At 70.8% G+C, this 13584-nt stretch carries 10 protein-coding genes; 6 read left to right on the top strand and 4 right to left on the bottom strand.

Translation table 11 applies throughout. The annotated features are described in order from the left end of the window. The first annotated feature begins 54 nt into the window (after positions 1–54). Together ACNYC2_RS28995 and ACNYC2_RS29000 are read left to right on the top strand one after the other, a co-directional pair. A complete protein-coding gene (locus ACNYC2_RS28995) occupies positions 55–363 on the top strand; it encodes a GNAT family N-acetyltransferase (protein ID WP_419705045.1) in 309 nt (102 codons plus the stop codon). 235 nt (positions 364–598) lie between these two features. Continuing rightward, positions 599–2299, top strand: a complete 1701-nt coding sequence (locus tag ACNYC2_RS29000) for a glycoside hydrolase family 10 protein (RefSeq protein ID WP_419705046.1) — start codon at positions 599–601, stop codon at positions 2297–2299. Between the two features lie 51 nt (positions 2300–2350). Here ACNYC2_RS29000 and ACNYC2_RS29005 read toward each other — a convergent pair whose 3' ends face one another. Further along, positions 2351–2686 (bottom strand): rhodanese-like domain-containing protein, encoded by a 336-nt coding sequence (locus ACNYC2_RS29005; protein ID WP_419705047.1) that lies wholly within the window; start codon positions 2684–2686, stop codon positions 2351–2353. Between the two features lie 74 nt (positions 2687–2760). On the opposite strand from ACNYC2_RS29005, the gene pgm reads away from it, so the two are divergent. Then, a complete protein-coding gene (pgm, locus tag ACNYC2_RS29010) occupies positions 2761–4452 on the top strand; it encodes a phosphoglucomutase (alpha-D-glucose-1,6-bisphosphate-dependent) (RefSeq protein WP_419705048.1) in 1692 nt (563 codons plus the stop codon). Between the two features lie 161 nt (positions 4453–4613). Next, the gene (locus ACNYC2_RS29015; protein WP_419705049.1) at positions 4614–5597 is read left to right on the top strand and encodes a glycoside hydrolase family 6 protein; all 984 of its coding nucleotides are present in this window, start codon (positions 4614–4616) and stop codon (positions 5595–5597) included. Between the two features lie 15 nt (positions 5598–5612). Here ACNYC2_RS29015 and ACNYC2_RS29020 read toward each other — a convergent pair whose 3' ends face one another. Next, on the bottom strand, positions 5613–6308 hold the full coding sequence (locus ACNYC2_RS29020; protein WP_419705050.1) for a TetR/AcrR family transcriptional regulator: 696 nt from the start codon (positions 6306–6308) through the stop codon (positions 5613–5615). Positions 6309–6433: 125 nt separating this feature from the next. Between ACNYC2_RS29020 and ACNYC2_RS29025 the strand changes: the two genes are divergently transcribed. Continuing rightward, complete coding sequence (locus ACNYC2_RS29025) at positions 6434–9268, top strand: MMPL family transporter (protein ID WP_419705051.1); 2835 nt, start codon at positions 6434–6436, stop codon at positions 9266–9268. Further along, positions 9265–11574 (top strand): YhgE/Pip domain-containing protein, encoded by a 2310-nt coding sequence (locus tag ACNYC2_RS29030; protein WP_419705052.1) that lies wholly within the window; start codon positions 9265–9267, stop codon positions 11572–11574. The genes ACNYC2_RS29025 and ACNYC2_RS29030 overlap by 4 nt, the downstream gene beginning before the upstream one ends. Before the next feature lie 119 nt (positions 11575–11693). Here ACNYC2_RS29030 and ACNYC2_RS29035 read toward each other — a convergent pair whose 3' ends face one another. Continuing rightward, on the bottom strand, positions 11694–12068 hold the full coding sequence (locus ACNYC2_RS29035; RefSeq protein WP_419705053.1) for a hypothetical protein: 375 nt from the start codon (positions 12066–12068) through the stop codon (positions 11694–11696). A gap of 107 nt (positions 12069–12175) precedes the next feature. Next, on the bottom strand, positions 12176–13540 hold the full coding sequence (locus ACNYC2_RS29040) for an acetamidase/formamidase family protein (protein WP_419705054.1): 1365 nt from the start codon (positions 13538–13540) through the stop codon (positions 12176–12178). Positions 13541–13584 lie beyond the last annotated feature (44 nt).

Below are 13584 nucleotides of genomic sequence, written 5' to 3' on the forward strand. Positions count from 1 at the left end.
CGCCGAGCGACGAACGGGTGGCAAGCGGTGGTCCCGATGGCACACGATTGCCCCATGACCGATGAACCGCTGGTGACAGTTGCTGACAACCCCGAGAAGTCCCGTTTCGAGGTGAGCGTGGACGGAGTTCTGGCCGGCTTCGCCGCCTACGAGATCGACAGCGGTGCCGTCGTCTTCGTGCATACCGAGGTGTTCGAGGAGTACGAGGGCCGCGGCTTCGCCGGGCAGCTCGCGAAGGCCTCGCTCGGCATGGTGCGCGAGGCGGGCGGGAAGGTCGTCGCGCTGTGCCCCTACATCCGCTCCTACGTGAAGAAGCACGCCCCCGAGTACGACGACCTGCTGCTGCAGCCCGTGACGGACTGAGGCACGCGGGTACGTCCAGAGTGAGTGAAAGTAAGTTTCACAATCTCATTCACGCTGCAAACTTCACATCCGACGCGACATGTGCGAGAGTTTCCTCACGGCGCCGCCCGGTGGCATTGTTCGTCACCTCAGTGTTTCCCGGATCGGCGCCGGCCAACTTAGCAGGACGACGAGACAACACAACACGACGCACCACGGCACCAACCCCCAGCAGCCATTACCGGAGGTCAAGTACGTGAGGCACCCCGTCCGCCGCGAGGCGACACCGATGCCCGCCTATGCGCGCACCACGTCGCTTCCGCCGGCAAAGCTGTCGGGGGTGATGTCGGGGATCGGTCGCCGTGAGTTCCTCACGATGGCGGCGGCGGGGACGGCAGCAGCCGCGATCAGCGTCACCATCGCGGCGCTCGACCCGGCCACGGCGCTCGGTGCTCCCGCCCTGACGGGCAACGCCACGCCGGAGCCGTCGTCGGCCCTGAGCCTCAAGCGCGAGCTGCGGGCCATGTGGATCGCCTCGGTGGCCAACATCGACTGGCCCTCGACGAGCGGGCTCTCCGCTGAGAGCCAGAAGGCCGAGTTCCTGCACTGGCTCGACGTCGCGGAGGAGAACCGGCTGAACGCCGTGTTCGTGCAGGTGCGGCCCACGGCCGACGCGTTCTACGACAGCCCGTACGAGCCGTGGTCCCAGTACCTGACCGGTACGCAGGGCCAGGACCCGGGCTACGACCCGCTCGCGTTCATGGTCGAGGAGGCGCACAAGCGCAACATCGAGCTGCACGCCTGGTTCAACCCGTACCGCGTGTCGATGCAGACCGACCCGGCGCAGCTGGTCGCGGACCACCCGGCGCGGCAGCACCCGGACTGGGTGTGGGCGTACGGCGGCAAGCTCTACTTCGACCCGGGCGTTCCCGAGGCGGCGGAGCATATTCAGCGCGCGATCCTGCATGCGGTCGAGAGGTATGACATCGACGGCGTGCACTTCGACGACTACTTCTACCCGTACCCGGTGGCAGGGCAGACGCTGCCCGACGCCGGGACTTACGAGCAGTACGGCGGGGACTACGACTCCATCGAGGACTGGCGGCGGGCGAACGTCGACCGGTTCGTCGAGACGATGAGCGGCCGGATCAAGGAGGCCAAGCCCTGGGTGAAGTTCGGGATCAGCCCGTTCGGCATCTGGCGGAACACCGGCACCGACCCGCTGGGTTCGGACACCGGGGGCTCCCAGTCGTACGACGACCAGTTCGCCGACACCCGCAAGTGGGTCCTCGAGGGCTGGCTCGACTACGTCAACCCGCAGATCTACTGGCAGATCGGGCTCTCGGTCGCCGACTACGCGGCTCTCGTCCCGTGGTGGGCGGAGGTCGCCGCGCAGTCCGGCACGCAGCTCTACATCGGCGAGGGCCTGTACAAGATGGCGAGCGGGGTCTTCACGGACCCCGCCGAGATGACGAACCACATCGACCTGTGCCGAGAGGTCAGCCGGGACGTCGGGCCGATCCACGGCAACGTCTACTACTCGGCCAAGCACGTGCCGCTCGACGCACAGGGCGGGATGTCGAAGGTCGTCGCGGACCACTACCAGCGCCCGGCTCTCGTACCACCGATGCCGCACCTGCCGGCGGAGGCCGTCGTCGCCCCGGTGCTCACGAACGTGCGCAGGGTGCGCGACGGCGTCCGGATCCATCTGGCGGACATCGCCACCAGATCCGCCAGGGCTACGTCGTTCGCGGTGTACCGCGTGACCGGATCCGTCCGCTCTGTCGACATCGACGACCCGGCGCACCTCGTCGGGACGTTCCGCTCGGTCGGTGGGCGGGTCCAGTCGTGGCTCGACACGTCGGCCGCACCCGGTGCCGACTACACCTACGTCGTCACCGCGCTGGACCGGGTCTGGAACGAGACCGAGCCGAGCCGGCCACGCGGCACCCGATAGGCGTCGTCCTCACCGGGTAGGCCCCGTCCCGGGCTCCCGGCGAGCCGAGCCTCAGCGCTCGACAGGTAGCCCGACGCCCTGCCACGCGACGATGCCACCGTCGAGGTTGGTCGCCTCGAGGCCTAGCGCTTCGTTGAGCCACTGCGTGGCACGCGCGGAGCGTCCGCCGGAGTGGCACATGACCAGGACCTGCGAGTCGGCGTCCAGCTCGCCGTACCGCGCGGGCAGGTCGCCCAGCGGGATGTGCACGGCGCCGGGGGCATGGCCGGCGTCCCACTCGTCCTGCTCGCGGACGTCCAGGAGCACGGACCCGTCGGGCACGGGAGAGGTCGGGTCGAGCTCGGTGGGGTGGACCGAGGGGACCTCGGGCAGCATCGGCTGGAACATGGCTCCAGCCTACGACGGCGCCATCGGCGCTCCGGCGGCGACGGACCTGCCCGGTACCTGGCAGTATCGGCTGCATGGATGCGCGCGCCGGAACTCCCGCCCAGCCCAGCGACCTCATCGACGTCGACCAGGTGGTCGGCGCCTACTACGACCTCTCGCCGGACCCGGACGACCCTGGGCAGCAGGTGGCGTTCGGCACCTCGGGCCACCGCGGGTCGAGCCTGGACCACGCCTTCAACGAGGCGCACATCGTGGCGATCACTGCCGCGATCGTGGAGTACCGACGTGGCCAGGGCACCGACGGGCCCCTGTTCATCGGCCGCGACACGCACGCGCTGTCCCAGCCGGCCTGGCAGACGGCGCTGGAGGTGCTCGCGGCCGCCGACGTCGACGTCATGGTCGATGCTCGTGACTCCTGGACGCCGACCCCCGCCGTCAGCCAGTCGATCCTGCTGCACAACCAGACGCGGTTCGCCGAGGGGACGCCGGGCCTGGCGGCCCCCGGTGCCGGCCTCGCGGACGGGATAGTGGTGACGCCGTCGCACAACCCGCCCCGGGACGGCGGGTTCAAGTACAACCCGCCGCACGGCGGGCCGGCCGGCTCCGACGCGACCGGGTGGATAGCGGACCGGGCCAACGAGATCCTGCGCACCGGCGTCGGGCAGGTGAAGCGGGTCTCGCTGGAAGCCGCGCTGGCCTCCGACGCGACGCACCGCCACGACTTCCTGTCCTCGTACGTCGACGACCTCGCGAACGTGCTGGACCTCGAGGCGATCCGCACGTCCGGGGTGCGCATCGGCGCCGACCCGCTGGGCGGGGCCTCGGTCGAGTACTGGGGCGCGATCGCCGAGCGGTACGACCTCGACCTGACGGTCGTGAACCCGCAGGTCGACCCCCGGTGGGCGTTCATGACGCTCGACTGGGACGGCAAGATCCGGATGGACTGCAGCTCGCCCTACGCGATGGCGTCGCTGGTGGAGAAGATGAGCGGGACCGGCGTCGGCGGTCAGGTGCCCTTCGACATCGCCACCGGGAACGACGCCGACTCGGACCGCCACGGCATCGTCACGTCCGACGGCCTCATGAACCCCAACCACTTCCTCGCGGTGGCCATCGAGTACCTCTACGGCGGGGCGCGTCCGAGCTGGCCCACGGATGCGGCGATCGGCAAGACCCTCGTGTCGTCGGCGCTCATCGACAGGGTGGCCGGAGACCTCAACCGCCGGCTCCTGGAGGTGCCCGTCGGCTTCAAGTGGTTCGTCCCCGGCCTGCTCTCCGGCGAGGTCGGGTTCGGTGGGGAGGAGTCGGCCGGCGCGTCGTTCCTGCGCAAGGACGGCCGCGTCTGGTCCACCGACAAGGACGGCATCCTGCTCGCCCTGCTCGCCTCGGAGATCCTCGCCACCACCGGCACGTCGCCGTCCGCGCACCACGCCGCGCAGGTCGAGCGCTTCGGGACGAGCTGGTACGCCCGGGTCGACGCCGCCGCCACACGCGAGCAGAAGGCCCGGCTCGGCGCGCTCTCGCCGTCGGACGTCACCTCCACCACGCTCGCCGGGCAGGACATCACGGCGAAGCTCACGGAGGCGCCCGGCAACGGCGCGAAGATCGGCGGGCTCAAGGTCACGACCGCGGACGCCTGGTTCGCCGCGCGGCCGAGCGGCACCGAGGACGTGTACAAGATCTACGCGGAGTCGTTCGTGTCCGCCGAGCACCTCACCGAGGTGCAGGAGGCCGCGAAGACGCTGGTGGACGAAGCCCTCGCCTGACCAGGCCTTCGCTGGTCGAGCTTGTCGAGACCCCGGTCCCGCCAAGCTCGACCACCGCCTAAACGATTCGCGTTCTACCGGGGCAGCCCGGTGCTTCCTAGCGTCACAGGGGTACACCTCGGCCGGACGGCCGGGCTGAACCTGACCGAACGGAGAGCGCCATGTCTCGCGTACGACGTCGTACCCGAACGGCGGCCCTGGCCGCTGCCCTCGCCCTCATGACAGCCGGCACCATCGCGGTATCGCAGAGCGCCACGGCCGGGGTGACCAGCCTCGGTGTGACCAGCCTCGGGGTATCCCCGGCCGCGACGGACCTCTACGTGGACCCCACCACCCAGGCGTACGCCGCGTGGCAGGCGGCGAGCGGAACGAACAAGGACCTGCTGGCCAAGATCGCCCTGACGCCGCAGTCGTACTGGGTGGGGGACTGGGCGGGCGCCGACCAGACCCGACAGCAGGTCGCGGACTACACAGGCCGCGCGGCAGCCGCCGGGCAGACCGGCGTCCTCACCGTGTACGCGATCCCGGGCCGCGACTGCGGCAACCACTCGGGGGGCGGCGTGCCCGAGAGCGAGTACGCGCGGTGGGTGGACACCGTGGCGTCCGGGATCGTGGGCAACCCGGTAGTGGTCCTCGAACCGGACGCGCTGGCTCAGCTCGGCGACTGCGACGGCCAGGGTGACCGCGTCGGCTACCTGCGGTACGCGGCCGCATCGCTGGCCGACGCCGGTGCGCGCGTCTACATCGACGCGGGGCACTCCGGGTGGCTGAGCCCGAGCGAGGCCGCGCGGCGGCTGCAGCTCATCGGTTTCACGGACGCCGTCGGCTTCGCGCTCAACACGTCGAACTACCAGACGACGGCGAACACCCAGGCCTACGCCGAACAGGTGTCGTCGCAGGTGGGCGGGCGGCCGTACGTGATCGACACCTCTCGCAACGGCAACGGCTCCAACGGCGAGTGGTGCAACCCGCGCGGTCGCGCCCTGGGCGAGCGGCCCCGGTTCGTCGACGACGGGACGTCGCTCGACGCGCTGCTGTGGGTCAAGCTGCCGGGCGAGTCGGACGGCGCGTGCAACGGCGGCCCCGCGGCCGGGCAGTGGTGGCAGGAGATCGCACTGGAGCTGGCGGCCAACGCCCACTGGTGACCGGCGAGTACGAGATCAGTCGGCGGTCGTCATCAGAAGGTTGATCAGCTGGCTCAGGACGGCGGTGCCGGGTGCGGCATCGCCGTCCTCCGGCGTGGGGTTAGCTACGACGGCGGCCCGCGCCGACGACTCGTAGATGCTGAGGATCATGTCGACCGCCGACCGCCGGTCGACGGTGAACCGGAGGTCGAGGTCTTCGACGATCCGCTCGATCGCGGCGCCGAGCTCCGTGCGGAGCATCTCCTCCTGCGCGAGGAACGGACGGCCGACAGTGGGGTCGCGCATCGCCAGGAGCTCCAGCTCGGCGCGCATCAGCGCCCACTGCCTGGCGTCACCGGGATCCGTGACCACCACCGAGAGCACGGCACTGATCGCGTCGTGGTCGACCACGCCGCCCCGGATGATGTCCGGCTGCAGCTCCTTGCCGATCGACTCCAGGGAGGCGAGCTGCCTGCGCATCGCTCGTTCGGCGAGCGCGAGGAACAGCTCCTCCTTGCTGCTGAAGTTCGAGTAGAAGGCGCCACGGGTGAACCCGGCGGCCTCGCAGACGGCCTCGATGGACGCGCCACGGATGCCGTGCTGCGCGAAGACGGTGAAGGCGGCGTCGAGCAGGCGCTCACGGGTCCGTTCGCGGCGGGGGGTCAGGGCCGCCGCGAACGCACGCTCGACGGACGACCCGGGGCCGACGTCGCCTACACGCTCAGATGTCACAGAAGCTCCTTGGGGTGTCAAGTGACCAGCCTATCAATACATCGGTGTATTGGATGCACCGATGTATCGGATACAGTGGTGCATCGAACCGCCTCCGTCGTTCCGCCTCTCCCCCTGGAGCCTGCGTGTCCTCCGTTCTCTATTCACTCGGCCGCTGGGCCGTCCGCGCTCGTCGGCTCGTCGTCGCGGGATGGGTCGTCGTGCTCCTCCTCGTGGGTGGCGCGGCCGGCCTGCTCCAGCAGGGCCTCGACAACGCGGTGACCATCCCGGGTACCGAGTCGCAGGAGGCGCTCGACCGCCTGGCCACGACGTTCCCGCAGGTCAGCGGCGCCTCCGCACAGGTGATAGTGGTCGCGCCAGAGGGCGGGTCCATCAAGGACGAGCCGATGCGCGCGGCCATCACCGACGGTGTCGAGGCGCTCGAGGACGTCTCGCAGGTCGAGGTGGTCACCTCGCCGTACGACAAGCAGATGCCGGCGTCGATCTCCGACGACGAGCAGGCCACGCTCCTCACGATCCAGCTCGACGGTGACCAGGGGTCCATCACCGACGCGACCAAGGACGCGCTGCACGAAGAGGCCGACGCGCTCGCGCAGGCCCTGCCCGACGGTGCGGAGGCGCACCTGGGCGGGCAGCTGTTCTCGTCGGAGCTCCCCAAGATGACGCTCACCGAGGGCATCGGCCTGCTGGTCGCGCTCGTGGTGCTGGTGCTGACCCTCGGCTCGCTCGTGGCCGCGGGCCTGCCGCTGCTCAACGCGCTGCTCGGTGTTGTCATCTCGATGGGGCTGCTGTTCGCGGCCACCGCGCTCGGTCCGATCAACTCGACCACGCCGCTCCTGGCCGTGATGCTCGGCCTGGCGGTCGGTATCGACTACGCGCTGTTCATCGTGTCCCGCCACCGAGAACAGCTCGGCAGGGGGCTCGGGGTCGACGAGTCGATCGCCCGGGCGACGGGAACCGCGGGCTCCGCGGTCGTGTTCGCGGGCCTCACCGTGATGATCGCGCTGGTCGGTCTCGGTGTGGCGGGTATCCCGTTCCTCACCACCATGGGCGTCGCGGCAGCCGTGACGGTGGGCATCACCGTGCTGGTGTCGCTCACGCTGCTGCCGGCACTGCTCGGGTTCGCGGGGGAGCGGCTGCGGCCCAAGCCGTCACGTGAGGCCCGGCGGGCTGCCGCCAAGGCGGCGGCTGCCGCTGTCGCGGCGGGCGACGAGCCCGAGGCCACCCGCCGACGTGCGGACGTCGTGACCGCGCCGGAGCAGAAGCCGAACCGCTTCTTCGCCGGCTGGGTCCGGCTCGTGACCAAGGTCCCGGCGCTGACCGTCGTGCTGGTCATCGTCGCCATGGGGGCGCTCAGCTTCCCCGCGACGGACCTGCGCCTCGCGCTCCCGGACGCGGGCGTGATGGCCAAGGAGGACCCGGCGCGCGTGACGTACGACCTGGTCTCCGAGCACTTCGGTGACGGCTTCAACGGACCGCTGATCGTCACGGGCTCCATCGTGACCAGCACCGACCCGGTAGCGCTGATGGACGACCTCGGGGCTGAGATCGAAGACCTGCCAGGTGTGGCCGACGTGCCGCTGTCGACGCCGAACCAGACCGCGGACACCGGCATCATCCAGGTGATCCCCGAGGGCGGCCCGACGTCCGCCGCGACCGAGGACCTGGTGCGCGAGATCCGCGCGCAGCACGACCACTTCCTCGACGAGTACGGTGTCGACCTCTCCGTCACCGGCTTCACGGCGGTCGGCATCGACGTGTCGGACAAGCTCGGTAACGCCCTGCTGCCGTTCGCCCTGGTCGTCGTCGGCCTGTCGCTGATCCTGCTGACCATGGTGTTCCGCTCGATCGCGGTGCCGCTCAAGGCGACCATCGGCTACCTGTTCTCCGTGGGTGCCGCGTTCGGTGTCGTCTCGCTCGTGTTCGAGCACGGCGTCTTCGCCGAGGCGCTCAACGTGACCCGCTCCGGGCCGGTCATCAGCTTCATGCCGATCGTGCTCATGGGCATCCTGTTCGGGCTCGCCATGGACTACGAGGTCTTCCTCGTGTCCCGCATGCGTGAGGACTACGTGCACGGCGGCAGCGCCAGGCACGCGATCACCACCGGCTTCCAGAGCTCGGCGAAGGTCGTCACCGCAGCGGCGATCATCATGATCGCGGTCTTCGTGGCGTTCGTACCGCACGGAGACATGAACATCAAACCGATCGCCTTGGGCCTCGCCGTCGGTGTGGCCGTGGACGCGTTCGTCGTGCGCATGATCTTCGTCCCGGCGGTGCTCGCGCTGCTCGGCGAGAAGGCCTGGTACATGCCGAAGTGGCTCGACCGGGTGCTGCCGTCGTTCGACGTCGAGGGTGAGGGCCTGGCCCGCGAGCTGTCGCTCGCGGACTGGCCCGAGCCGGGTGCCACCGACGCGGTGGCCGCCGGAGACCTCGAGGTCCGCGGCCGGTCGGGTCTGGTCGTCGGCCCGGTGAGCGTCCGGGTGCCCGACGGCGGCACCCTGCTCGTCCACGGTGACGCGACCGCGCCGGTCAGCGCCTTCCTGCTCGCGGTGTCCGGCCGCCTCCGCGTGACGGGGGGCGTGGCCAAGACCGCCGGGCTGGTGCTGCCTGAGCGAGCGTCCTCGGTGCGGCACAACGTGGCGGTCATCGACTCGGCCGCCGAGGGCGGGCACCCCGCCGAGGCGGTCCGCCGGGCCCTGCGGGACAAGCCCCGAGTGCTCGTCGTGGATGCCACCGAGACGGTGGGCGACCTGACGGCGCGGGCCGAGCTGGCGCAGGCGGTGGCCGGCGCGCAGCGTGCGGGCGTCGCGGTGCTGCTCGGCTCGACGGGATCAGCGGCGACCGACCTTGCGCCGTCCGGCACCCCGGTGCTGGACGTCAGCGCGGGCGGGCGTGCCGATTCCCTCAGTACAGAACCTGACCAGCCGACCAACGTGACAGAGCAGGAGGTGCGGGCATGAGCACCGCAACGAGATGGCTGCGGCCCGAGCCGTTCCGCAACCCGTGGCGCGCAGTCGCCGTAGCACTTCTACCGCTGATGATCCTGGGGCTGCTGATCTCCGCCCTGTGGAACCCGCAGGACCGGCTGGACACCGTCAAGGCAGCGATCGTGAACCTCGACGAGCCGGTGAAGGTGAACGGCCAGACCGTTCCGCTCGGCCGTCAGCTCGCCGCAGGTCTGGTGAGCGGCGGTGAGACCGCGGACGCCAAGGCCGGAGAGGCTGCGGCGGTCCCCGCGTCGGACGCGAGCTACGACTGGCAGATCACGGACGAGGCAGGCGCGGCCGACGGCCTCGCCGACGGTACGTACGCCGCAGTCGTGACCATCCCCGAGGGCTTCTCCGCCGCGGCGACGTCGTTCGGCGGCGACGACCCGTCGAAGGCACGCCAGGCCACCATCGACGTCGCGACCCCGGCCAACGGCCGTGTGCTCGATGACGCCCTCGCGCAGATCGTGGCGCAGACCGCCACCGGCGTGCTCGGCAGCACCCTGACCGAGACCTACGTGGACAACGTCCTCGTCGGCTTCTCCACGCTCTCCGAGGAGCTGGGCAAGGCCGCCGACGGCGCCGACCAGCTCGCCGACGGCGCGAACGAGGCGGGCAAGGGCGCCGAGAAGCTGGCCGACGGGGCACACCAGACCTCGGCTGGTGTGGCAGGTGTCGGTGACGGCGTGAACAGCCTGGCCGGCGGCGTGGGGCAGTGGGCCACGGGTGCGAACCAGTGGGCTGCGGGCGCGGACCAGGTCTCGGCCGGTGTGGCGGGACTGGCTTCCGGTGCCTCTGGTCTCGCGGACGGCGCCAACCAGGTGGCGGACGGTCTGGGGCAGAGCGCCGACGGAGCGCGAGCGCTCGCCGGTGGCGCGGACAAGCTCGCGGGCGGAGCGACCAAGCTTGTCGCCGGTGCTGACGGGGTCGCCGACGGTACCAGCCAGGTCGCTGCTGGTGCGCAGGGCGCTGCCGATGGTGCCCAGAACCTTGCTGGGCACGCAGGCAAGGTGTCAAAGGGTGCTGTCGCCTTGGTGGCGGAGGCAGCAGAGGTTTGTGCGGACCCGTTGCTCGCGGTGCAGGTCTCGGATTTGTGTGGCGCCCTCAGTGACAACGCGGACCTCCCTGTCGAAGCGGGCACCGTCGAGTTCGGACTGAAGGCGATGTCGGACAAGGGCAGCGACAAGAGCCTCTACGGTCTCGCTGCCGGAGCCTCCAAGACCTCGCAGGGTGCGAACCAGGTTGCCGCGGGCGTCGGTGGGCTCGCCGGTGGTGCCAAGGAACTGTCGACGGGTAGCCGCCAGCTTGCTGATGGCCTCGGTCAGCTGGAGTCCGGCTCCGCACAGGTTGCGTCCGGCGCTACCGAGCTGGCAGGCGGTTCCTCGCAGCTCGCCTCCGGTGCCTCCGGACTGGCCAGCGGCGCACGCGAGTTGTCCGGCGGGGCCGGTGGCATCGCGTCCGGTGCGACGGAGCTTGCCAACGGCGTCGGTGAGCTGGAGACCGGCACCAGCCAGCTCGCGACGGGTGTCGACGGCCTGGCCGACGGCGTCGGCGAGCTGGCCGGCGGCGCGACGGACCTGTCGAAGGGTCTTGGGCAGGCCACCGAGGAGATCCCGTCCTACACGGAGCACGAGCGCAAGTCGCTCGCCTCCGTGGTGGCCGACCCTGTCGCCACCGACGGCGAGGTCACCGACCTCGACACCGGCGCGACGGGCCCGATGTTCGCGGTCCTGGCGCTCTGGCTCGGCGCGCTCGCGCTGATGACCGTGTTCTCGCCGGTCCCGCTGCACGCCCGTGGGTCGACCCGCGGCGCGCTGCGGCTCGTGCTCGAGACGTTCGCCGTCCCGGCGGCGGTCGGACTGGTCACCGGCCTCGCGGCGGGCGTCGTCCTGGCCGGGATCGAGGACCTCGACGCCGGTGGATGGGCGGCGACCATGGGCGTCGGCGCGCTGATCTCGATCGCCTTCGTCGCGGTCAACCAGGCGCTCGCGGCGGCGCTCGGACACGTCGGCCGGGGGATCAGCCTGCTGATCGCGGTGCTCGTCATCGCGACGGGTGTCGTGTCGACGGTGCCGGGCGTGCTCGAAGGCCTTGCGGCGTTCCTGCCGGTCGGTCCCGCGATCGTCGGACTGGGCCGCCTCATCGAACCCGGCACGGGAAGTGTCGGCCTGGCGATCGCCTCGGTGGTCCTGTGGGGTATCGCAGGCCTGGCCGTCACGACCATCATGGTGGCCCGACAGCGCACGGTCCGGGTCGCGGAGCTCCTCCGAACCGCCTGACCCAGCCACCGCACTGAGACAGCCGAGATAGAACTGGGGCGAGATAGAACCGCAGCACCTGCGGTTCTATCTCGCCCCAGTTCTATCTCGCCAGGGTTCTATCTCGGCCTCGGGGCGCACTACCTCGCCGGGGCTCGGCGGAGGCGTTCCGCGGTGTCCGGCCACGGGACATCCACCCGTTTGGTGGGCTCCAGCGCCTTGGACAGGAAAGCGTCGCGCAGCACTATCCCTTCGGGTGAGAGCTCGATGACCGTGAGCTCAGGACCCTCGCCGTCGAGCAACCAGTACTCCGCCAGCTCGCCCAGGCCGCGTTCGAGCACGAGCTCCTCGGCCGCGTGATAGTCCTGCGCCTCGCCGACAGCATGACCGAGGCGGTTGCGCGGCAGCACGTCGGCGTAGTCGTCGGTCAGCGGTTCGAGGTAGCCAACGGTCTCGCCGTCCTCCCGCGTGACGGCGAGCCAGGTGTCGACAGGTGCGATCTCCGGCGTCGTCATGGCCCGACCATACGGTCGACCCCTGCCTCGGAGCGCGCTGTTTTCCCGCCGGACGCCTCGGCTCGCCCGAGTTCTGCTCAGGCGGGACGACAGGCCCGGTCCGGGGATCAGCCCAGGTCCGACTTCCGGATCAGCCCGTGCACGCCCACCGTCCGGTCGACGACCTGCGAGATCGCGAAGTCCGCTGCGGCGGACAGGTAGGCGTAGGCGATCGCCCGGTCCAGCCCGTGGTCGTGCTGGAGAAAGTCCAGGGCGTTGACGACGGCACGACGCATCGCGACATCGAGGTCGCTGAGCTGACCGCCCACCGAGCCGTCCGGGTCGGACAGCCCGATCGGGATCCAGGCGTCCGCCGTCTCCGCGAACGGGTACGAGTACGCGACCGACGGCGCGCCGCCCGACCCGGGCTTGCAGACCGTGAGCCGGAACGTCCCGCGCAGCGAGCCCTCCATGGCGGTCAGCGCCACCTCGCCGTCGCCCATCGCCATGTGCGGGTCGCCGACGTAGAAGAGCGCGCCCTCCGCGCTGACCGGCAGGTAGAAGGTGGAGCCGGCGCCGAGATGGCTGATGTCGATGTTGCCGCCGCCGAGCGTGGGCGGGATCGAGTTTGCCTCGGGGGCGGTGAGGTTCGTCGTCTCGGCGAACGCGACGCCCATCATCCCGAAGAACGACCGCAGCGGGAACCGGACCCGGCCCGTGCCGGAACCCATGACGGCGTGGTCGCCCCGCACCCCGGCGAACACGGACACGTTGCCGTACTCGGTGGGGATGCCGGACTCGCGGCCGTCGGAATCGACGGGCGGCATCACCTCGTCGAGCGTGATGCCGGCGGGCGCCCCAGAGGCCGTCATAGCCAGCGAGCCCTTGCCGTGCCGGGACGAGACCACGCCGTACGGCACGCGCGGCGTCGCCTCCAGCGTCTCGATCTTCAGGACGTCGCCGGGTTCGGCGCCCTCCACGAAGACCGGACCGGTCACGATGTGCGGCCCGTCGACGTCGAAGTTGCGCGACGTCCGGGAGTACCCGGCGGCGATCGCCACGGCGTCGTCCAGCACCTCGCGTCGCCGGACACCGTGCTCGGCGAAGTACGCGACCGGGTCGCGGCCCTGATCCTCCAGGATGCCCTCGTGGGAGACGGCATCGATGGTGACCGTCTGCCCGGACCGCACCCGCGCCACCGCGTCCGCGTGGACGGACGGGACGTAGCCCCACAGGACGTCGTCGACCTCCGAGCCCAGGTAGACGTCACCGGGGATGCGGCCGCGGCCCGGCTGCAGGACGCCGGAGAACCTCCCGGAGCCGCGTCCGGGCCGCGACGCCGACGCTGCCCAGGCGGCGGGCGCTGCGGACCCGGCCGCCAGCGCCGACCCCGCTCCCACGCCGAGTGCCGCCTGCAGGAACCGGCGTCGCCCCAGTGCGGACGCGAGAGTCTCCGCGGCGGCACGTCCGGGCTGGTGTCTGGGAAGGGTCACAGGTCCACGCTCCTTCGTCACGCGCGGCCGAGCACCGCACGGTC

The sequence above is a fragment of the Promicromonospora sp. NFX87 genome, from assembly GCF_048564965.1.
In the GTDB taxonomy this organism is placed as follows: domain Bacteria; phylum Actinomycetota; class Actinomycetes; order Actinomycetales; family Cellulomonadaceae; genus Promicromonospora.

What these genes read in the sequence shown, in the direction of transcription:
- ACNYC2_RS28995 (WP_419705045.1), top strand. Translation starts at nt 55, where the DNA reads ATGACCGATGAACCGCTGGTGACAGTTGCTGACAACCCCGAGAAGTCC.
- ACNYC2_RS29005 (WP_419705047.1), bottom strand. Translation starts at nt 2,686, where the DNA reads ATGTTCCAGCCGATGCTGCCCGAGGTCCCCTCGGTCCACCCCACCGAG.
- pgm (WP_419705048.1), top strand. Translation starts at nt 2,761, where the DNA reads ATGGATGCGCGCGCCGGAACTCCCGCCCAGCCCAGCGACCTCATCGAC.
- ACNYC2_RS29015 (WP_419705049.1), top strand. Translation starts at nt 4,614, where the DNA reads ATGTCTCGCGTACGACGTCGTACCCGAACGGCGGCCCTGGCCGCTGCC.
- ACNYC2_RS29030 (WP_419705052.1), top strand. Translation starts at nt 9,265, where the DNA reads ATGAGCACCGCAACGAGATGGCTGCGGCCCGAGCCGTTCCGCAACCCG.
- ACNYC2_RS29035 (WP_419705053.1), bottom strand. Translation starts at nt 12,068, where the DNA reads ATGACGACGCCGGAGATCGCACCTGTCGACACCTGGCTCGCCGTCACG.